Genomic DNA, 18,909 nt, shown 5'->3' on the forward strand with positions numbered 1-18,909 from the left:
CGGCCCCCTTTTCGTTGGGGCTTAGCGTCTGGGGGCACGCGGGCGCGGCCAGCCGGGATGATCGCCCCGGCGCGGGCGCGGGGCGGTCGTCGGCAGGCCGATGTCGCGCGACAGGTGGGCATTGCCCAGCAGCCGTTCCGTCATGCGCAGGGTACGGCCGGCGGACAGGCGGCGATGGATGAAGGCCCGCAGACCGGACCGGCGCAGCGGGGGCAGGGGATGGGCGGGACGGGAGGACATGAGCGTTTCCTTTCGTTGACGGAACGCTCGCGACAATGGTTTCTCAAGTGCACTTGAGGTCAAGCCCCGAATGCGATTTTTTCCCGACCCGACCCGACCCGACCCGACCCGACCCGACCCGACCCGACCCGACCCGACCCGACCCGACCCGACCCGACCCGACCCGACCCGACCCGACCCGACCCGACCCGACCCGACCCGAGTTGAGCCGATCCCCGCCGGATCAGGCTTCGACGCCGCCCCAGATCGCCTCGGCCGTGCGCACGACAAGGTCCAGCTTGCGGCGCTGGTCGTCGGCCGTCACGGTGTTGCCCTCTTCGGTCGAGGCAAAGCCGCATTGCGGGGCGATGCCCAGCTGGTCCAGGTCGGCATATTTCGCCGCCTCGTCGAACTTGGCCTTCAGGTCGTCGATCTGTTCCATCTCGCCGGTCTTGGTTGTGATGAACCCCGGCAGCACGCGCTTGCTGCCCTTGGGCAACAGCCGCAGCGGCTCCAGCCCGCCGGCCCGGTCGGTGTCGTATTCCATGAAATAGATATCGACATCGGTCTTGTTGAAGATCGCATCGGCCGCCGGGTCATAGGCCCCTTCGGCGGCATGGGTCGACCGGAAATTACCCCGGCACATGTGCATGCCGATGACCATGTCGTCGGGCCGGTCCTTGATCGCCTCGTTCATCATCCAGGCATACCGGTCGATCAGCCAGTCGGGGTCTTGGCCGGCGGCCTGGCGCGCGGCGCGGTGCTTGGGGTCGCAGAGATAGGCAAAGAAGATGTCGTCCATCTGCAGATAGCGGCACCCGGCATCATAAAAGGCCTGAACGGCCTTGCGATAGGTCGCCGCGATATCGGCGGTCAGCACCTCGACATCGGCATATTCGGCCGGGTGGATGTCTTCGGCCGCGGTGCGGAAATGGCAGCAGGACGGCCCGGGGATCGAGATCTTGGGCGTCACGCCCGTGGTCTCGGCGACAAAGCGGAAATGGTCGAGATGGGGGTGATCGGCCGGGAAATCGAGCCGCGAGGTGATCGTCGGGAAGATCGGGCGCAGCTTGACCCCGGCGAATTGCACGCCGCCTTCGGGTTCCCGTTCGTCCAGCTCCATCCCGGTCAGGCCGCCCATGAAATCGTAGTGCCAGAAGGACCGGCGCTGTTCGCCGTCGGTCACGGCCTTCAGGCCGACCTCTTCCTGCATGGCGATCAGCGCGCGGATGGCCGCGTCCTCGATCGCGGCCAGCTCTTCGGCGGGCAGGGTGCGGTCTTCGAAATGCGCCTTGCGCGCGGCCTTGACGCTGTCGGGCCGCAGCAGGCTGCCGACGTGATCGGCGCGGTAGGGTGGGGTGGGCATGGGGATCCTCCTCGTCTTGCCACGCGCCGGGCCGGCCGCCCGTCGGGCCCCGGCCTGCCATCGGCGCGCGTTGACACCGTGCCGCAATTTTGTTTACTGGGAAACAGAAATCTCGGGGCCTGGCCCCGGAAAACCGGCGCTTCGGAAAGGGGTCTTGCATGGGCGAACCTGCGGGTCGGGACGAGGCGGACGCGCTTGTCCGCTACGAGTTGCGCGGCGATGTGGCGCTGATCGGGCTGAACCGGCCGGACAAGCGCAATGCCATTTCCGACCGTTTCGTCGAGGCCATCGGCGCCGCCGTTCTGCGCGCCGGGACCGAGGCTCGGGCCGGGGTGATCTGGGGCGCGGGCACGCATTTCTGCGCCGGGCTGGATCTGGGCGAACATGCGCAGAAATCGCTGATGCAATCGGTGCAGGGATCGCGCCAGTGGCACCGCATCTTCGACCTGATCGAACGCGGCACGATTCCCTTTGTCTCGGCGCTGCAGGGCGCGGTGGTCGGTGGCGGCTTTGAACTGGCGGCCTCGACCCATATCCGGGTGGCCGAGGACAGCGCGTTCTTTGCCCTGCCCGAAGGCCAGCGGGGCATCTTCGTGGGCGGCGGCGGGTCGGTGCGCATCGCCCGGCTGATCGGGTCGGGGCGGATGGGTGACATGATGCTGACCGGCCGGGTGCTGACGGCCGCCGAGATGGAGCGCTGGGGCGGGGTGTCCTATGTCGTGCCCGAGGGCGCGGCGCTGGACAAGGCCGTGGCCCTGGCCGGGCAGGCGGCGGGCAATGCCGAGATGACCAATTACGCCATCCTGAACGCCTTGCCGCGCATCCGCGACATGTCTTCCGAAGACGGGCTGTTCGTCGAATCCCTGATGTCGGCCCTGACCACGGGCACGCCCGAGGCCGAGGAGCGGCTGCGGGCCTTCCTGGAAAAACGCGCGGCCAAGGTCGCGGCGCCCGGCGATGCGTGACGAAGGGGATGCCGCCGGCGAGGGGCTGCGCTATGGCCCCCTGTCCGACTCTCTGGGCTTCCTGCTGCGGCTGGCCCAGCTGGGCGCCTTTCGCGATTTCTACGACGATGTCGGGGGCACCGGGGTGCGCCCGGGCGAGATGTCGGTGCTGTTGCTGATCGCCGAGAACCCCGGCGTGCGCCAGGGCGTGCTGGCCCGAGGGCTGATGATCAAGCGCGCGCACATGACCAAGATGGTGCGCGCGATGGAAACCGAGGGGCTGGTGCGGCGCACGGTGCCCGAGGATGACCGGCGCTCGGTCGAGCTGTGGCTGACCGAGGCGGGGGCGGCGCGGGTGGAGGCGCTGCGCGGCCCGGTCATGGCCCACGAGGCCCGCGCCCCCCGCGGCCTGAACCGGCGCGAGACGGCCCAGCTGAAACGTCTGCTGCGGGCCTATGTCAACCTGCCCCCCGAGCCCGGGGCTCCGTCGGAGGAGGGCGGATCATGATCAATGCCGACGCGCTGGTGGCCATCGATTTCCACACTCATGCCGAAGAGCCCTGCTGCGGGCCGCGCGACGACGGCTATGACGATTTTCAGGCCGGCATGGCCAGGTATTTCCGCAACCCGGCCGGGGCCGAAGGCATGCTGCCCTCTGTGCAGCAGACGGCGGAGTACTTCCGCGAGCGGCGCATCGGGGCGGTGATCTTTCCCGTCGATGCCGAGCGCGAGACCGGGTTCCGGCGCTATTCCAACGAAGAGGTCGCGCGGATCGCGGCCGAGAACAGCGATATCCTGATCCCCTTCGCCTCGATCGATCCGGCCAAGGGCCGGGCCGGCGCGCGCGAGGCCCGGCGGCTGGTGCGCGAGTTCGGGGTGAAGGGCTTCAAGTTCCACCCGACGATGCAGGGGTTCTATCCCAACGACCGCTGGGCCTATCCGCTCTACGAGGCCATCGCCGAGGAAGGTGCGATCATGCTGTTTCACAGCGGCCAGACCGGGGTGGGCTCGGGCATGCGGGGCGGCATGGGCATGCGGTTGAAATATTCCAACCCGCTGCATGTCGACGACGTGGCCGTCGATTTCCCCGACACGCCGATCGTGCTGGCCCATCCGTCCTTTCCCTGGACGGAAGAGGGGCTGATGGTCGCCCAGCACAAGCCCAATGTCTATATCGACATGTCGGGCTGGTCGCCTCGGTATTTCCCGCCGATCTTCGTGCATTACGCCAACACGATCCTGAAGAAGAAGATGCTGTTCGGCTCGGACTGGCCGGCCATCACGCCCGACCGCTGGCTGGCCGATTTCGAGGCGCTGGACCTGCGCGACGAGGTCAGGCCCCTGCTTCTGAAAGACAATGCCCGGCGATTGCTGAAGATCTGAACCACTCGGCGTTTGGGAATGTCCGCGAGCGGGATCGGGCGTCGGGTCCGTCGGGATCATCGGATTGGGCGCGACCCGTCGAACCGGGCGCAGATCATGGGATCGGGCGGGTGAGCCGGATTGGGCAGGGCGCGTCGATCCGGGCGTTGGATCGGGCGGATAGGCCGTATTGGACTTGGGGTGTCCAAACGGGCGCCGGACCGGTGGAACGGGTGAGGCGCCTGGATCGGGCAAGGCGTGTCGAGCCCTGTGCCGGGCGTCGGACCGGACGCATGCACGGGAATTGACGCGACGCGTCGAATTGGAGGTCGGGCGGGCGCGATGTGACCTGCGAGCGAGACCCGGATCGGGACGCCCGATGCCCCGATTGCGGGGCGGTGCGATCCCGGCGGGGGGCCGCCGGACCTGCCCAAAGGTGGAATTGACGCAGGGGCATCTTGTGCCGCCCATAGGGGGGCGGGCGCGTGCCGGAGCCTCGGGGCGGCCTGTCCATCCAAGGGAGGATAACGATGTCTCACAAGTACGAAGGCGGGTGCGCCCATGTGCATACCCATGCCGATGCCGAACCGATCGACAACCACACCTGCCATTGCTCGGTCTGCAAGAACGTGACCGGCCAGCCGACGACCCATGTGGTGTTCTTCCGGCATTCGGACCTGGCCGTGGACGGCGGGGCGCTGAACCGGCAGCCGTTCAATGCCAACAATCCCGACGGCCCGCTCGAACTGTGCACCTGCGCCGAATGCGGTACGCCGGTGATGCTGGACGACAAGCAAAGCCGCATCCGTGTGATCGTGCCCAACCTGATGGGCTATTCGGCCGAGATGCCGGCGACTTACCATGCGTTCTATGACCCGGCGACCGGCGTGCCCAAGCCCAGCGACGGCCGTCCGGTGCACGAGGCCCTGCGCCCGGAATTCGTCTGGCCCGAGCCCAACTGACCCCCGCGAAACCTCCGGCCGGCGTTCTGTCGGCCGGGGGATGGCCCTTGGCCGGTTCTGGCGGCCCGGGGTGGACCGGATGACCTTGGCCGGCGTAGATGACCTCGGCCGTGCCGAGACTCGTCGAGCGGGGCGGATGACGTCGGGCGGCTGCCGCCGGCCTCTCCCTCGCCGGTGGCGGCGGCCGGGCTGCTCCGGGCATCCGAACGGCTGCAGTGCCTGTGGCATCCGCCGGGCTGAGGTGCCTTGGGCCGCAGTACCGCTGTGGCGCCTCCGGCAGCGGCACGGCTGTGGCGCCTCGGGCATCGGCCTGCCCCCCGTGCCAGAGCATCCACCTGTTCTTGGTGCCCGGGCATTGGCCGGGCCGGGGTGTCTTGCGTATCGGACCGGCCGGCATACCGGGCGGGGCCGGGTCTTGCCGCGATGCGGCGGAAAGGATGCTGGCCTTGGCGGGGGCAAATGGGCTAGGGGCTGCCTTCGAGATGACCGGAGGAGATACCCCATGGCAGACGCGCATCCCGCGCCCGAGATGCCGCCCGTCCTGATCGCCGGCGGCGGGATCGGCGGGCTGGCCACCGCGCTGACCCTGCACCAGATCGGCGTGCCCTGCCGGGTCTTCGAAGCCGTGACCGAGCTGAAACCGCTGGGCGTGGGGATCAACATCCAGCCCAATGCCGTGCGCGAGCTGTTCGACCTGGGGATCGGGGCCGAGGCGTTGGACGCCGTGGGTATCGCCACACGCGAATGGGTCCTGGTCGGGCTGAACGGGGCCGAGATCTATGCCGAGGCCCGGGGCCGCGAGGCCGGGTATGACTGGCCGCAATATTCGGTGCATCGCGGGCAATTGCAGATGCTGCTCTATCGCGAGGCGCTGGAGCGGCTGGGACCGGAGGCGATCTGCACCGGCCAGCGGGTGACCGGATACGAGCGCACCGAAACCGGCGTGCGGGTCACGCTCACCCGCCCTGACGGGACGGTTTCGCAGCAGGATGGCGCCCTGCTGATCGGCGCCGACGGCATCCATTCGGCCGTGCGCGCGCAGATGCACCCCGATCAGCCGCCGATCCACTGGGGCGGGGCGATCATGTGGCGCGGCACGACCCGCGCCCGGCCGACGCGCACCGGGGCGTCCTTTGTCGGGCTGGGCACCCATCACCACCGGCTGGTCTTCTACCCGATCTCGCAGCCCGATGCCGACGGCATGGCCGAGATCAACTGGATCGCCGAGGTGACCGTCGACAACAGCGACGGCTGGCAGGGCAACGACTGGAACAAGAAGGTGTCCGTCGATGCCTTTATCCACCATTTCGACGGCTGGAACTATGATTGGCTGGACGTGCCCCAGCTGATCCGCCGGGCGGGGGATGTCTGGGAATACCCGATGATCGACCGCGATCCGGTGCCGTTCTGGACCGACGGGCCGGTGGCGCTGCTGGGGGATGCGGCGCATGCGATGTATCCCACCGGGTCAAACGGGGCCAGCCAGGCCATCGTCGACGCCCGGGTGCTGGGCGCGGCGCTGCTGGAACACGGGGTGGGCGAGGCGGCGCTGGCCGCCTATGACGCCCGGCTCTGCGCCCCGGTGTCGGATGTCGTGCTGCGCAACCGCGGGGCCGGGCCCTTTGGTCTGCTCAACCTGGTCGACGACCGTTGCGGCGGCCAGTTCGAGGATATCGACGCGGTGATCCCGGCCGAGGAACGGGCGGCGTTCATGGCGGCCTACAAATCGGCCGCGGGCTTTGCCATCGAAAAGCTCAACGCCGCGCCGTGCACGATCCCCGAGGGCGCACGGCTGGGCAGGGACACGCAGCGGGGGGCTGCCCTGTCACACGGGTGAGCCCGGCCGCCCGGGTGGAATTTGAGTGAAAATCCGGATGGTTGGTTTCCGGTTTATTCATCTATCGGGGAAAACTCCAATGTTGGCCGGTGCCCCGGCCAATGTTACGAATCCCTGGTAAGACCGCGTTTCGAGGGAGGAAAACATGAAACGACGTTCTGTGGTCGCGACCCTGGTCGCCGGCGCTCTTGCGCTGTCTGCCCTGCCTGCCATTGCCCAAGACGTTACCTTGCGCCTGCACCAGTTCCTGCCGCCGCAGGCCCCGCTGCCGGCCCATGTGATCAAGCCCTGGGCCGAGAATGTCACCGCCGCATCCGACGGCCGGATCGAGATCCAGCATTTCGACGCCATGGCGCTGGGAGGCACGCCGCCGTCGCTGATGGACCAGGCCAAGGACGGGGTTGTCGACATCATCATGACCGTCGTGGGCTATACGCCCGGCCGGTTCCCCAAGACCGAAGTCTTTGAACTGCCGTTCATGATGACCTCGCCGGTGGCCACGTCGCTGGCCTTCTGGGACCTGGTGGAAAGCGATCTGCAGGACGAGGAATACAAGGACGTCCACGTTCTGGGCGCCTGGGTCCACGGGCCGGGCCTGGTGCACAGCCGCGAGGGCGTGACCAGCCTGGAGGACATGAAGGGGCTGAAGCTGCGCGGGCCGACGCGGGTGATCAACGACCTGCTCAACGAACTGGGCGCGACGCCGGTGGGCATGCCCCTGCCGGCCATTCCCGAGGCCCTGTCGACGGGTGTGATCGATGCGACGGTCATTCCCTGGGAAGTCACCCCGGCGATCCGGCTGTCCGAACTGGTGGGCAACCACACCGAGTTCGGCGGTGACCGGGCGCTTTACACGGCGGCCATCGTGATGGTCATGAACAAGCGGGCCTATGACAAGCTGCCCGATGATCTCAAGGCCGTGCTGGATGCCGAGAGCGGGGCCAAGCTGTCGCAGATGGCGGCCGAGGTCATGTGGGAGTACGACGCGCCGGGCAAGACCATCGCCGAGGATGCGGGCAACACGATCGTGGTGCTCGATGAGGCCGAGGTCGCCCGCTGGCAGGAAGCCTCGCTGCCTGTCGTCGACCGCTGGGTCGCCGAGATGGACACGCGGGGCATCGACGGCCGGGCGCTGATCGAACAGGCCCAGGGTCTGATCGCCAAGCACGAGGCCCAGTAAGCCGGGCCCGGAGCGACGACGCGCCGGGGTGCGGGGCCGGTTCTCCGAGCCCCGGCGCGATGGCCTGCCGGGCGATGCAGGGCGCCATGGGGCCGGGCACACCGGACAAGGGCGGCCCGATCCCCGACCAGGCGGCTCGCCATGCAAATCGCCACGGGCACATGACCCGCCGCAAACGATCCACGACCCGTTGCACAGGATGTGCGACCAGATGATCCGCTGCACAGGATCCAAGACCAGACGACCCGCCGCAAACGGTCCAGGACAATTCGACCGTCCCACCACGACCAGACGATCCATGACCAGGGCGGGCCGGCCCGGCCGGCCCCTCTCCGAGCAGGAGCACCCCCCGCAGATGTATGTTCTTCTGTCCCGCATCGCCGAGCTGATTGCCCGCGGCATGGCCATCCTGGGCGGGCTGGCCCTGATGGCCCTGGTGGTCATGACCTGCGTGTCGATCACCGGCCGCGCGCTGATCCCGATGGGCCTGCAGCCCGTGCGCGGCGATTTCGAGCTGGTGTCGATCGGCATGGGCTTTGCCGTTTTCGCCTTTCTGCCCTGGGGCATCTATGCCCGGTCGCATGCCACGGTCGACCTGTTCCTGCCGGTCTTTCCGGGCTGGCTGAACCGGGTCATCGACCTGCTGGCCGATCTGGGCTTCCTGGCCGTGGCGGTGATCATGGCCTGGCGGCTGTGGCTGGGGATGCTGGACAAGAAGAGCTATTACGAAACCACGCTGATCCTGCAGTTCGACATGTGGCAGGCCTATGCCCTGGCGCTGGTCGGTGCGGTGGCCTTTGCCCTGGTCGCCGGGTTCTGCGTGCTGCGTTCGGCCCTGGCGCTGGCCGGGCGGGACGAGGAGCCGGCCCATGTCTGAATACGACCTGGCGCTGTGGTCCTTCCCCGTCCTGCTGCTGCTGATCTTCCTGCGCATACCCATCGCCCTGGCCATGCTGGTCGTGGGCTTTGGCGGCACCTGGCTGGTCACCGGCTCGCCGATGATGATGCTGGCCCAGCTGAAATCGCTGACCTATTCGACCTTCTCGAAATATTCCTTCTCGATCATCCCGCTGTTCCTGCTGATGGGCCAGTTTGCCACCCTGTCGGGCATGTCGGCCTCGCTGTTCCGCGCGGCCGAAGGGTTCCTGGGCCATCGCAAGGGCGGCATGGCCATGTCGGCCATCGGCGCCTGTGCGGGCTTTGGCGCGATCTGCGGCTCGTCGCTGGCCACCGCGGCGACCATGGGCCAGGTCGCCCTGCCGGAACTGCGCCGCTACGGCTATCCCAACACCCTGGCCACCGGGGCGCTGGCCGCGGGCGGCACGCTGGGCATCCTGATCCCGCCGTCGGTCATCCTGGTGATCTATGCCATCCTGGCCGAGCAGAACATCGCCAAGCTCTTTGTCGCGGCGATCGGGCCGGGCCTGCTGGCCGCGCTTGGCTACATGCTGGCCGTGGCCGTCTGGGTCCGGGTCTCGCCCAATTCCGCCGCCCTGGCCGCCCGCGTGCCCTGGGGCGAGCGCCTGCGGATGCTGGGCGGCACCTGGCCGGTGCTGGTGATCTTTGCCGCCGTGGTCGGCGGGATCTATTCGGGCATCTTCACGCCGTCCGAAGCCGCGGCCGTCGGCGCGGCGGGCACCTTTGTCGCCGCGCTTTTCTCGGGACAGATGAGCTGGGCCACGTTTTCGCAATCGGTCTATTCGACGGCCGCATCGACGGCCATGATCTTCATGATCGTGCTGGGCGCGGGGATCTACAATTCCTTCCTGGCCCTGACCCAGCTGCCCCAGGAAACCGCGGCCTGGGTGTCGATGCAGGACCTGTCGCCCTGGCTGGTGCTGGTCGTCGTGCTGGTCATGTACCTGGCCTTCGGCTGCATCATGGATTCGCTGTCGATGGTGCTGCTGACCGTGCCGATCATCTACCCGATCATGGTCACGCTGGATTTCGGCATGGATCTCAACGATTTCGGCCTGTGGTTCGGCATTCTCGTGCTGATCGTCGTCGAAGTCGGCCTGATCACGCCGCCGGTCGGCATGAACCTGTTCATCATCAACAACATGGCCCGTGACGTGCCGATCGGCGCAACCTTTCGCGGGGCTTTGCCGTTTGTCCTGACGGATATCGTCCGCGTCGTGATCCTGACGCTGTGCCCGGCGCTGACGCTGGGCCTGGTCTGGGCGATCTACTGATGGAGAAGCTGATGACCCTGCCGAAACCGGCCCTGCGCCATGTCTGCGACCTGAATGTCGACCTGGGCCCGATCCGCGAGATGGGCCCGGGCCGGGCCGGTCAGCGCCGGATCATCCCGATCCTCGGCGGCACGGTCGACGGGCCGGAGCTGCAAGGCCGGATCCTGGACACCGGGGCCGACTGGCAGACGATCTTTGCGTCGGGCGTGGCCGAGCTGGACACGCGCTATGCGATGGAAACCCATGACGGGGCAGTGATCGAGATCGTCAATTACGGCTATCGCTTCGGTCCGCCCGAGGTGATCGAGGCTCTGGCCCGGGGCGAGGTCGTGGCCCCGACCTCTTATTCGATGCGCACCCAGGCCCGGCTGGAAACCGGGGACGACCGCTACGATTGGGTCAACCGCACGCTGTTCGTGGGCACCGGCGCGCGGCTGGCGGCCCAGGTGCACGTGTCGCTCTTCGCCGTGGAATAGGCGCAAGCGGCCGGCCCCCCATCGAGGGGGCCCGGCCGCTGCCCGGCCATCGGTCGGTCCTGCGCGGGCGGTGGCGTCCGGCCCGGCCGGGCGCGGCGCCCGGTGGGGGCGGGGCCAAGCGGGATGTTGACCTTGGCCGCGGCTTGGCCAAAGGATGCGCGCCATTGGATAGGAGCGCGCAATGTCCGACCGCAAGGATCTACTGACCTCGACCCATTGGGGCACCTACCGGGTGGATACGTCGGGCGGGCGGATCACCGCCATGCGGCCCTTTGAACATGATCCCGATCCCTCGCCCATCGGGCCGGGCATCCTGGACGTGCTGGACGGGCCGACGCGGATCAGGCGGCCGGCAGTGCGCCGGTCCTGGCTGGACCACGGCCCCGGCGCGCGGGGCGACCTGCGGGGCGCGGAGCCCTTTGTCGAGGTCAGCTGGGACGAGGCCGAGCGCCTGGTGGCCGACGAGCTGAACCGGGTGCGGACCCTGCATGGCAATGCGTCGATCTATGCCGGGTCCTATGGCTGGGCCTCGGCCGGGCGGTTCCACCATGCCCAGAGCAACCTGAAGCGCTTTCTCAATTGCATTGGCGGGTTCACCCGGTCGGTCAATACCTACAGCTTTGCCGCCGGCGAGGTCATCGTGCCCCATGTGATGGGGCATTTCTACAACCTGGTCTACGATGCCACCAGCTGGCGGTCGATCGTGGCCGAGACCGACCTTTTCGTGGCCTTCGGGGGCGTGCCCCTCAAGAACGGCCAGATCGCCCAGGGCGGGGTCGGCGCCCATGTCCAGCGCGAGGCGATGACGGCCGCGACCGAAGCCGGCGTGCGCTTTGTCAACATCTCGCCCTTGCGGTCGGACGTGATGGAGGATGCCGGGGCCGAATGGCTGGCACCGCGGCCCTCGACCGACACGGCGCTGATGCTGGCCCTGTGCCAGACGCTGATGGCCGAGGGGCTGCATGATGCAGGTTTCCTGGCGCGGTACACCACCGGGTTCGACCGGTTCGCGGCCTACCTGGCCGGCGAGGGCGACGGGGTGGTCAAGGATGCGGATTGGGCGGCCGCGATCTGCGATCTGCCGGCCGATGTGATCCGGGGCCTGGCCCGGCGGATGGTCGGCGGGCGGACGATGATTTCGATCAGCTGGTCGCTGACCCGGCAGGATCACGGCGAGATGGCCTATTGGGCGGCGATTGCCCTGGCCGCGATGGTCGGCCAGATCGGGCTGCCTGGCGGGGGCATCGGCTTTGGCTATTCGGCGGTCAATGCCATCGGCAACGACCTGCACGACCTGCCGGTCATCGCCCTGCCGCAGGGGCAGAATCCGGTGACGGGCTTTGTGCCCGTGGCGCGGATCACCGACATGCTGGAAAATCCCGGCGGGGCCTTTGAATTCGACGGCCGGCAGCTGACCTATCCCGATGCGCGGCTGGTCTGGTGGGCCGGGGGCAACCCGTTCCACCACCACCAGGACCTGAACCGCATGCGTCGGGCCTGGGCCCGGCCCGAGACGGTGATCGCCAATGAATGGTGCTGGAACGCGCTGGCCAAACATGCCGATATCGTGCTGCCCTGCACGGTGCCCCTGGAACGGACCGACCTGGCGCTGACCAACCGCGATCCCTGGCTGGCCCGAATGGACAAGGTTGTCGAACCGGCGGGCGAGGCGCGTGACGATCACGCGATCTTTGCCGGGATCGCCCGGCAGCTGGGCGTCGAAGAGGCCTTTACCGAGGGACGCTCGCCCGAGGAATGGCTGCGCTGGATCTATGACCGTACCCGCCAGAACGCCGCGGCGATGGAGATCGAGCTGCCTTCGCTGGAAGAACTGCGCGAAAAGGGGACCCACAAGATCCCGGCCCCGGCCGAGCCGCATGTCATGCTGGCGGGGTTTCGTGCCGATCCGGAGGGCGCGCCGCTGGACACGCCGTCGGGGCGGATCGAGCTGTTTTCCGAGGTGATCGCGGGGTTCGGCTATGACGATTGTCCGCCGCACCCGGCCTGGCTGGAGCCGGTGGAATGGCTGGGCGGCGGGGATGGCCTGCACCTGATGTCGAACCAGCCGAAGGGCAAGCTGCATTCCCAGCTGGACCACGGGGCGCATTGCCGGTCGTTGCGGCCCGACGGGCGCGAGGTGCTGACTTTGCACCCGGCGGATGCGGCGGCGCGGGGGATTGCGGCGGGCGATCGTCTGCGGGTCTACAACGATCGCGGCTGGTGCCTGGCCAGCGCGGCGCTGTCCGAAGGCGTGCGGCCGGGGGTGGTGCAGATGTCGACGGGGGCTTGGTATGACCCGGCGGTGGATGCCGAGGGGCGGCCGGGCTGCCGGCATGGCAATCCGAACGTTCTGACCCTGGACAAGGGCACGTCGCGGCTGGCGCAGGGGCCGATTGCGCATTCCTGCATGGTCGAGGTGGTGCGCGATGACAGCGGGATGGAGCCCGCGCCCTTCGAGCCGCCGGTTCTGGTGGAGAGGTAGGAACCGGGCAGCGGGCAAACGCTCCCACCCGCCCACCCCGCGTTCGCCCGCTGCCCGGGTGGCGGGTGTTATTGTGTTGTACATGGGGGCTGGTTTTGGGGGCGATCACGGGGAACATGGGCGTTGGCCGGGCGGGAGTGATCGTGGCGAGGCAAGCGGTAGTCAGGCGGTGTTGATCACTTTGAAGCCAGGTATCGGTCCGCCTGGTATGGTCATATCGAACGCGAGCGTCGGGTCAGTGCGATTACATCGACTACCTGTGTCGACCTGAAGGAGGTGATCCCGCCGCAGTAGGGGCGCTGAAATGGCGAGCGTGTAGGTGTTGGACGCAGACATCGGTCTGGCGGTCGCGATCTTGTCGAGCGCGGGCGTCGATATGCCGGGCGTGATCCAGTCGAAGGAGAGGGATCGAATGCGCCGGTGTGATCACGTTGGACGGAGGCAGTGGTCTGGTGGTCGCGACTTCACCGAAAGTGGGCATCGCCGGGGGTATCCCGTCGAAGGCAGGCGCTGAAATGGCGGGCGTGGTGGCGTTGGATGCAGGCGTCGGCCTGGTGGTCGCGATCTCATCGAGCGCTAGCATCGGCTTGACGGGTGTGATCCGGTCGACGGCACGTTCCGAGCAGGTGAGCGCGACAATGTTGAACACAGGTGTGGGTCCGACGGTTGTGATCACATCGAACGCCAACGCCGGTTGCAAGGGCTGATCACATCCAATGCGGGTGTCGGGCTGACGCGTGTGATCATCAAAAACGGCGCGGGGCCAATGGCGACCGCGCCGTGATCGTCACGCTGCGATCTGTTTGGCCTTCTCGACCAGCACCTCGGCCTGGCGGATCGAGGCATAGTCGATCAGCCGGCCATCCAGCGATACCGCGCCCTTGCCGGCGGCTTCGGCCTCGGCCATGGCCGCCAGGATGCGGTTGGCCTTGTCGACCTCGGCGGCCGAGGGGCTCATGACCTCGTTGGCCAGCGCGACCTGGCTGGGGTGGATGGCCCATTTCCCCTCGCATCCCAGCACTGCCGCCCGCCGTGCCGCGGCCCGATAGCCGTCGGGATCCTGGAAATCCCCGAACGGCCCGTCGATCGGCCGCAGACCGTTGGCCCGGGCCGCAACGACCATCCGCGCCAGCGCGTAATGCCACATGTCGCCCCAATGTTCCGCCCGCGTGCCATCGCCCAGCGGATCCGTCAGCACGGCGTAATCCGGGTTCACGCCGCCGATTATCGTTGTCCGTGCCCGGGTCGAGGCCGCGTAATCGGCCACCCCGAAATGCAGGCTCTCGTTGCGCGGCGATGCGCCGGCGATCTCGGACACGTTCTGCATGCCGAGCGCCGTTTCGATGATATGTTCAAATCCGATCCGCTTGCTGCGCCCCTTTGCATCCTCGATCTGTGTCACCAGCATGTCGACCGCATAGACATCCGCCGCCGTGCCGACCTTGGGCAGCATGATGAGGTCGAGCCGTTCGCAGGCCTCGACCACGTCGACCACGTCACGGTACATGTAATGCGTGTCCAGCCCGTTAATGCGGATCGACATCGTCTTGGCGCCCCAGTCGAGGTCGTTCAGCGCTGTGATCACATTTCTCCGGGCCTGGTCCTTTTCATCCGGCGCGACGGCATCCTCGAGATCGAGGAAGATCACGTCGACATCGGATTTCGCCGCCTTCTCAAAGAGTTGCGGTTGCGATCCGGGCACGGCCAACTCGCTGCGGTTCAGCCGGGCAGGGGCCTGGCGGATGGTGTGAAAGCTCATGACATGGGCACTCCTCTTGCCATTCGTCGGGAAATGACGGGCAGGAAAAGGCCGGCTGGGCGAGTCTGTCAAGAAATTTTATTACATACGAAAGTATACTGAAGCAATAAAATTATCATTCAGTTCCGGGGCTGCGGGCGGCGTAATAGAAGGCGATGGCCTGCGCCCGATTCCGTACCGACAGCTTCTCGTAGAGGTTCGACAGGTGGAACTTGACCGTGTTGGTCGAGATCCCCAGCTCCTGGGCCAGCTCCTTGTTGGTCAGCCCCTTGGCCAGCGCATCGAGGATCTGGCGTTCCTTGCGCGACAGGGTCTGGATCGGGTCCTGCTGCAACTCGCGGACGTCGATGAAGGGAAAGACCATGCTGCCGGCGGCCACCGACAGGCAGGTCTGCAACAGGCTTTCCACGTCGCCCGACCGCGAGGCAAAGCCCGCCGCGCCGGCCGACATGGCCATGCGCGGCAGGTCGTTGGCCGCGTGGCCATAAACCACCAGCCGGGGCGCCGCGGCGTGATCGCGCAGCACTTCGATCAGCTTGGCGCCGCCGAGCGCGGGCAGGTTCCAGTCGATCACGCCGACCTGCACCGGCACGCGCATCACCGTGCCCAGGAAGCCTTCGGCCGTGGACGAGGTGGCCACCAGCGAAAACCGGGGATCGCGATCGAACAATTCGCTCATGGCCGACAGGACCAGCGGGTTGGCATCGGCCAGCATGATGTCGATGGGCTTGTCGTCGGGTAGGGTAACCATTTGTTATCCTTTGCCTCTCTCCACAAAACCTACCCGTTTGGGTGGGGGATCTGCTGCATACATCGGCATACTTGCCAGAATGGATGGGAATTTTCCCATCCTTTTAGATGCCTGAAAGCAGGAGTAAGGAATGTTGCGGAAATCCTCAAGGTAAGATTATTTCGTCTTCACCCTGTCGGAGCCGCCACAGCCGCGGCCCGGCCGGGCAGGGCCCCCCGAGGGGCCTGACGGTCAAGGGAAGGAGGAGCCCGATGGACATTCACGAGTACCAGGCCAAGGAGATCCTGGCCAAGTTCGGGGTGGAAACCCCGCCGGGCGCGCTGGCCTACAGCCCGGAACAGGCGGCCTACCGGGCGCGCGAACTGGGCGGCGAGCTCTGGGTCGTCAAGGCCCAGGTCCATGCCGGCGGGCGGGGCAAGGCCGGGGGCGTGACGCTGTGCCGGAGCGATCACGAGATCCAGGATGCCTGCGAGGGCCTCTTTGGCAAGAAACTGGTGACGCACCAGACCGGCCCGGCGGGCAAGGGCATCTACCGGGTCTATGTCGAGGCCGCCGTGCCGATCGCCCGCGAGATCTACCTGGGCCTGGTGCTGGACCGGTCGAGCCAGCGGGTGATGATCGTGGCCTCAAGCGAAGGCGGCATGGAGATCGAGGACATCTCGGCCCAGCGGCCCGACAGCATCGTGCGGTCGATCGTCGAACCGGCGGTCGGGCTGCAGGATTTCCAGGCCCGCGAGATCGCCTTCAAGCTGGGGCTGGAACCGGGGCTGGTGCAGAACATGGTGCGCACACTGCACGGCTGTTACCGGGCCTTCACCGAGCTTGACGCGACCATGGTCGAGATCAACCCGCTGGTCGTCACGCGCGACAACCGCGTGCTGGCGCTGGATGCCAAGATGACCTTTGACGACAACGCGCTGTTCCGCCATCCGCAGGTGGCCGAGCTGCGCGACAAGAGCCAGGAGGACCCGCGCGAGAGCCGGGCCGCCGACCGGGGGCTGAGCTATGTCGGGCTGGACGGCAATATCGGCTGCATCGTCAACGGCGCCGGGCTGGCCATGGCCACGATGGACACGATCAAGCTGGCCGGGGGCGAGCCTGCGAACTTTCTCGACATCGGCGGCGGGGCGACGCCCGAACGCGTGGCCAAGGCCTTTCGGCTGGTCATGTCCGACGACAATGTCCAGGCCGTGCTGGTCAACATCTTCGCGGGGATCAACCGCTGCGACTGGGTGGCCGAAGGCGTGGTCCAGGCGCTGCGCGAGGTGCAGGTCGAGGTGCCCGTGGTGGTGCGCCTGGCGGGCACCAATGTCGAGGCCGGCCAGAAGATCCTGGCCAAGTCGGGCCTGCCGATCATCCGGGCGGGCACGTTGATGGAAGCGGCGGAACGGGCGGTCGGCGCCTGGTCGTCCGACCTGAACCAGAACACACGCGTGAGGGCTGTCTGATGAGCATTTTCCTTGATCGCAACACCCCGGTCATCGTCCAGGGCATCACCGGGCGGATGGCCCGGTTCCACACCCGCGAGATGCTGGATTACGGCACCAATGTCGTCGGCGGCGTGGTGCCCGGCAAGGGCGGCGAGACGGCCGAGGGCCTGCCGGTCTTTGACACGGTGAAGGAAGCCGTCGAGGCCACCGGCGCCGAGGCCAGCCTGGTCTTTGTGCCGCCGCCCTTCGCGGCCGACAGCATCATGGAAGCGGCGGACGGGGGCATCCGCTATTGCGTCTGCATCACCGACGGCATCCCGGCCCAGGACATGATCCGGGTGAAACGCTACATGTACCGCTATCCCCGGGACCGGCGGATGGTGCTGACCGGGCCGAACTGCGCCGGCACGATCAGCCCGGGCAAGGCGCTGCTGGGCATCATGCCGGGCCATATCTACCTGCAGGGCCCGGTGGGCGTGATCGGCCGGTCGGGCACGCTGGGCTACGAGGCGGCGGCCCAGCTCAAGGCCCATGGCATCGGCATATCGACCAGCGTGGGCATCGGCGGTGATCCGATCAACGGGTCCAGCTTTCGCGACATCCTGCGCCGGTTCGAGGATGACGGCGAGACCGAGATCATCTGCATGATCGGCGAGATCGGCGGCCCGCAGGAGGCCGAGGCCGCGGCCTATATCCGCGACCACGTGACCAAGCCCGTGGTGGCCTATATCGCCGGGCTGACCGCGCCCAAGGGCCGGACGATGGGCCATGCCGGGGCGATCATCTCGGCCTTCGGGGAAAGCGCGTCGGAAAAGGTCGAGATCCTCAGCGAGGCCGGGGTCAGCGTGGCCGAGAACCCGGCGGTGATCGGCGACACGATCGCCCGGGTCATGGGGAGGGCGGCGTGATGGCCCGGCCCCAGGTCTTCCTGACCCGGCGCTGGCCGGATGCCGTCGAGGCCCGGCTGATGGAGCGCTATGACGTGGTGGTCAATCGGTCCGATCGCCAGCTGGGCCTGTTCCAGTTCCGCGAGGCCCTGCGCCGCTACGATGCCGTGCTGCCCTGTGCCACAGACCATTTCACCGAGGAAACGCTGGACGTGCCCGGGGCGCGGGCGCGGATCCTGGCCAGCATGGGCACGGGCCACGGCCATATCTGCACGGCCGCCGCCGCGCGGATGGGCATGATCGTGACCCATACGCCCGACGTGGTGTCGGAGTGCATTGCCGACCTGGCCATGACGCTGATGCTGATGGTTGCCCGCCGCACGGGCGAGGGCGAACGCGAGATCCGGGCCGGGCGCTGGACCGGCTGGCGGCCGACCCACCTGGTCGGCACGCGGGTGTCGGGCAAGGTGCTGGGGCTGGTGGGGTTCGGCCGGGTCGGCCAGGCCGTGGCCCGGCGGGCGCATCACGGGTTCGGCATGGATGTGATCGTTGTCGATCCGCGGACCATCCCGGCCGGGACCCTGGCCGCAACCGGAGCGCGGCAGGTCGCCAGCCTGGCCGAGCTGCTGCCGCAATGTGATGTCGTGTCGCTGCATTGCCCGGGCGGGCCGCAGACCCGCCAGATGATCGGCGGGGCCGAGTTCGACCTGATGCGGCCGGGGGCCTTCCTGGTCAACACGGCCGATGCCGGGCTGATCGACGAACACGCGCTGATCCAGGCGCTCAGCTTCGACACGATCGGCGGGGCGGCGCTGGACCTGTGCGACGGCGGGCCGCGCATCGCCCCGGCGTTGCTGGAGTGCGACAACCTGGTGATGCTGCCCCAGATGGGCAATGCCACCCGCGAGGCGCGCGAGGCCATGGGCGAACGGGTGATGGCCAATCTCGACGATTTCTTCGAGGGCCGCGACCCGCGCGACCGGGTGACCTGAGCGGCGCGCCATGGGCTCCCCCCGGGGCATCGGGCCGCATATGGCCCGCGCCCCCCGCCCCGCCCGGGAC

At 67.7% G+C, this 18,909-nt stretch carries 18 protein-coding genes; 14 read left to right on the forward strand and 4 right to left on the reverse strand.

Annotated features, from left to right (window positions below):
- Positions 1–21 precede the first annotated feature (21 nt).
- A complete protein-coding gene (locus ACK3BB_RS07280; RefSeq protein ID WP_428928055.1) occupies positions 22–240 on the reverse strand; it encodes a hypothetical protein in 219 nt (72 codons plus the stop codon).
- Between the two features lie 223 nt (positions 241–463).
- Positions 464–1,585: a 5-methyltetrahydropteroyltriglutamate--homocysteine S-methyltransferase gene (locus ACK3BB_RS07285; RefSeq protein WP_428928056.1), complete on the reverse strand. Its 1,122-nt coding sequence runs from the start codon at positions 1,583–1,585 to the stop codon at positions 464–466.
- 158 nt (positions 1,586–1,743) lie between these two features.
- Between ACK3BB_RS07285 and ACK3BB_RS07290 the strand changes: the two genes are divergently transcribed.
- The 11 genes from ACK3BB_RS07290 (at position 1,744) to ACK3BB_RS07340 (ending at position 13,727) form a co-directional block, all read left to right on the forward strand.
- The gene (locus ACK3BB_RS07290; RefSeq protein ID WP_428928057.1) at positions 1,744–2,550 is read left to right on the forward strand and encodes a crotonase/enoyl-CoA hydratase family protein; all 807 of its coding nucleotides are present in this window, start codon (positions 1,744–1,746) and stop codon (positions 2,548–2,550) included.
- Complete coding sequence (locus tag ACK3BB_RS07295; RefSeq protein WP_428928058.1) at positions 2,543–3,037, forward strand: MarR family winged helix-turn-helix transcriptional regulator; 495 nt, start codon at positions 2,543–2,545, stop codon at positions 3,035–3,037. The genes ACK3BB_RS07290 and ACK3BB_RS07295 overlap by 8 nt, the downstream gene beginning before the upstream one ends.
- Positions 3,037–3,912 carry an amidohydrolase family protein gene (locus ACK3BB_RS07300; protein WP_428928696.1) on the forward strand — a complete coding sequence of 292 codons (876 nt, stop codon included), beginning with the start codon at positions 3,037–3,039 and terminating at the stop codon, positions 3,910–3,912. The genes ACK3BB_RS07295 and ACK3BB_RS07300 overlap by 1 nt, the downstream gene beginning before the upstream one ends.
- 509 nt (positions 3,913–4,421) lie before the next feature.
- Positions 4,422–4,853, forward strand: coding sequence for a GFA family protein (locus ACK3BB_RS07305; RefSeq protein ID WP_428928059.1), 432 nt, complete (start codon positions 4,422–4,424; stop codon positions 4,851–4,853).
- Between the two features lie 502 nt (positions 4,854–5,355).
- Positions 5,356–6,690 carry a flavin-dependent oxidoreductase gene (locus ACK3BB_RS07310; protein ID WP_428928060.1) on the forward strand — a complete coding sequence of 445 codons (1,335 nt, stop codon included), beginning with the start codon at positions 5,356–5,358 and terminating at the stop codon, positions 6,688–6,690.
- Positions 6,691–6,835: 145 nt separating this feature from the next.
- Positions 6,836–7,870, forward strand: a complete 1,035-nt coding sequence (locus ACK3BB_RS07315; protein ID WP_428928061.1) for a TRAP transporter substrate-binding protein — start codon at positions 6,836–6,838, stop codon at positions 7,868–7,870.
- A 355-nt stretch (positions 7,871–8,225) separates the two neighbouring features.
- Positions 8,226–8,747 carry a TRAP transporter small permease gene (locus ACK3BB_RS07320; protein ID WP_428928062.1) on the forward strand — a complete coding sequence of 174 codons (522 nt, stop codon included), beginning with the start codon at positions 8,226–8,228 and terminating at the stop codon, positions 8,745–8,747.
- Positions 8,740–10,062, forward strand: a complete 1,323-nt coding sequence (locus ACK3BB_RS07325; protein WP_428928063.1) for a TRAP transporter large permease — start codon at positions 8,740–8,742, stop codon at positions 10,060–10,062. The genes ACK3BB_RS07320 and ACK3BB_RS07325 overlap by 8 nt, the downstream gene beginning before the upstream one ends.
- Positions 10,063–10,073: 11 nt before the next feature.
- Complete coding sequence (locus ACK3BB_RS07330) at positions 10,074–10,538, forward strand: DUF3237 domain-containing protein (protein WP_428928064.1); 465 nt, start codon at positions 10,074–10,076, stop codon at positions 10,536–10,538.
- Positions 10,539–10,719: 181 nt separating this feature from the next.
- Complete coding sequence (locus tag ACK3BB_RS07335; RefSeq protein ID WP_428928065.1) at positions 10,720–13,020, forward strand: molybdopterin-dependent oxidoreductase; 2,301 nt, start codon at positions 10,720–10,722, stop codon at positions 13,018–13,020.
- Between the two features lie 422 nt (positions 13,021–13,442).
- Positions 13,443–13,727 (forward strand): hypothetical protein, encoded by a 285-nt coding sequence (locus ACK3BB_RS07340; protein WP_428928066.1) that lies wholly within the window; start codon positions 13,443–13,445, stop codon positions 13,725–13,727.
- Between the two features lie 80 nt (positions 13,728–13,807).
- Here ACK3BB_RS07340 and ACK3BB_RS07345 read toward each other — a convergent pair whose 3' ends face one another.
- Together ACK3BB_RS07345 and ACK3BB_RS07350 are read right to left on the reverse strand one after the other, a co-directional pair.
- Complete coding sequence (locus tag ACK3BB_RS07345) at positions 13,808–14,779, reverse strand: HpcH/HpaI aldolase/citrate lyase family protein (RefSeq protein WP_428928067.1); 972 nt, start codon at positions 14,777–14,779, stop codon at positions 13,808–13,810.
- A gap of 115 nt (positions 14,780–14,894) precedes the next feature.
- Positions 14,895–15,494, reverse strand: a complete 600-nt coding sequence (locus ACK3BB_RS07350; protein ID WP_428928697.1) for a LuxR C-terminal-related transcriptional regulator — start codon at positions 15,492–15,494, stop codon at positions 14,895–14,897.
- A gap of 287 nt (positions 15,495–15,781) precedes the next feature.
- Between ACK3BB_RS07350 and ACK3BB_RS07355 the strand changes: the two genes are divergently transcribed.
- Genes ACK3BB_RS07355 through ACK3BB_RS07365 form a run of 3 tightly spaced genes read left to right on the forward strand, consistent with a single transcriptional unit; the run spans position 15,782 to position 18,839 of the window.
- Complete coding sequence (locus tag ACK3BB_RS07355) at positions 15,782–16,978, forward strand: malate--CoA ligase subunit beta (RefSeq protein ID WP_428928068.1); 1,197 nt, start codon at positions 15,782–15,784, stop codon at positions 16,976–16,978.
- Positions 16,978–17,868 (forward strand): succinate--CoA ligase subunit alpha, encoded by an 891-nt coding sequence (gene sucD, locus ACK3BB_RS07360; RefSeq protein WP_428928069.1) that lies wholly within the window; start codon positions 16,978–16,980, stop codon positions 17,866–17,868. The genes ACK3BB_RS07355 and sucD overlap by 1 nt, the downstream gene beginning before the upstream one ends.
- Complete coding sequence (locus ACK3BB_RS07365) at positions 17,868–18,839, forward strand: 2-hydroxyacid dehydrogenase (RefSeq protein WP_428928070.1); 972 nt, start codon at positions 17,868–17,870, stop codon at positions 18,837–18,839. Before sucD ends, ACK3BB_RS07365 begins: the two co-directional genes overlap by 1 nt.
- Positions 18,840–18,909 lie beyond the last annotated feature (70 nt).

Origin of the sequence: Marinibacterium sp. SX1, from assembly GCF_050389775.1 — a bacterium.
GTDB lineage: Bacteria > Pseudomonadota > Alphaproteobacteria > Rhodobacterales > Rhodobacteraceae > Marinibacterium.

Excerpts from the sequence above, each read along its gene's own strand:
- ACK3BB_RS07325 (WP_428928063.1), top strand. The coding sequence starts at position 8,740 with ATGTCTGAATACGACCTGGCGCTGTGGTCCTTCCCCGTCCTGCTGCTG.
- ACK3BB_RS07315 (WP_428928061.1), top strand. The coding sequence starts at position 6,836 with ATGAAACGACGTTCTGTGGTCGCGACCCTGGTCGCCGGCGCTCTTGCG.
- ACK3BB_RS07295 (WP_428928058.1), top strand. The coding sequence starts at position 2,543 with ATGCGTGACGAAGGGGATGCCGCCGGCGAGGGGCTGCGCTATGGCCCC.
- ACK3BB_RS07290 (WP_428928057.1), top strand. The coding sequence starts at position 1,744 with ATGGGCGAACCTGCGGGTCGGGACGAGGCGGACGCGCTTGTCCGCTAC.
- ACK3BB_RS07350 (WP_428928697.1), bottom strand. The coding sequence starts at position 15,494 with ATGCTGGCCGATGCCAACCCGCTGGTCCTGTCGGCCATGAGCGAATTG.
- ACK3BB_RS07305 (WP_428928059.1), top strand. The coding sequence starts at position 4,422 with ATGTCTCACAAGTACGAAGGCGGGTGCGCCCATGTGCATACCCATGCC.
- ACK3BB_RS07355 (WP_428928068.1), top strand. The coding sequence starts at position 15,782 with ATGGACATTCACGAGTACCAGGCCAAGGAGATCCTGGCCAAGTTCGGG.
- ACK3BB_RS07330 (WP_428928064.1), top strand. The coding sequence starts at position 10,074 with ATGACCCTGCCGAAACCGGCCCTGCGCCATGTCTGCGACCTGAATGTC.
- sucD (WP_428928069.1), top strand. The coding sequence starts at position 16,978 with ATGAGCATTTTCCTTGATCGCAACACCCCGGTCATCGTCCAGGGCATC.
- ACK3BB_RS07310 (WP_428928060.1), top strand. The coding sequence starts at position 5,356 with ATGGCAGACGCGCATCCCGCGCCCGAGATGCCGCCCGTCCTGATCGCC.
- ACK3BB_RS07280 (WP_428928055.1), bottom strand. The coding sequence starts at position 240 with ATGTCCTCCCGTCCCGCCCATCCCCTGCCCCCGCTGCGCCGGTCCGGT.
- ACK3BB_RS07345 (WP_428928067.1), bottom strand. The coding sequence starts at position 14,779 with ATGAGCTTTCACACCATCCGCCAGGCCCCTGCCCGGCTGAACCGCAGC.
- ACK3BB_RS07320 (WP_428928062.1), top strand. The coding sequence starts at position 8,226 with ATGTATGTTCTTCTGTCCCGCATCGCCGAGCTGATTGCCCGCGGCATG.
- ACK3BB_RS07365 (WP_428928070.1), top strand. The coding sequence starts at position 17,868 with ATGGCCCGGCCCCAGGTCTTCCTGACCCGGCGCTGGCCGGATGCCGTC.
- ACK3BB_RS07285 (WP_428928056.1), bottom strand. The coding sequence starts at position 1,585 with ATGCCCACCCCACCCTACCGCGCCGATCACGTCGGCAGCCTGCTGCGG.
- ACK3BB_RS07335 (WP_428928065.1), top strand. The coding sequence starts at position 10,720 with ATGTCCGACCGCAAGGATCTACTGACCTCGACCCATTGGGGCACCTAC.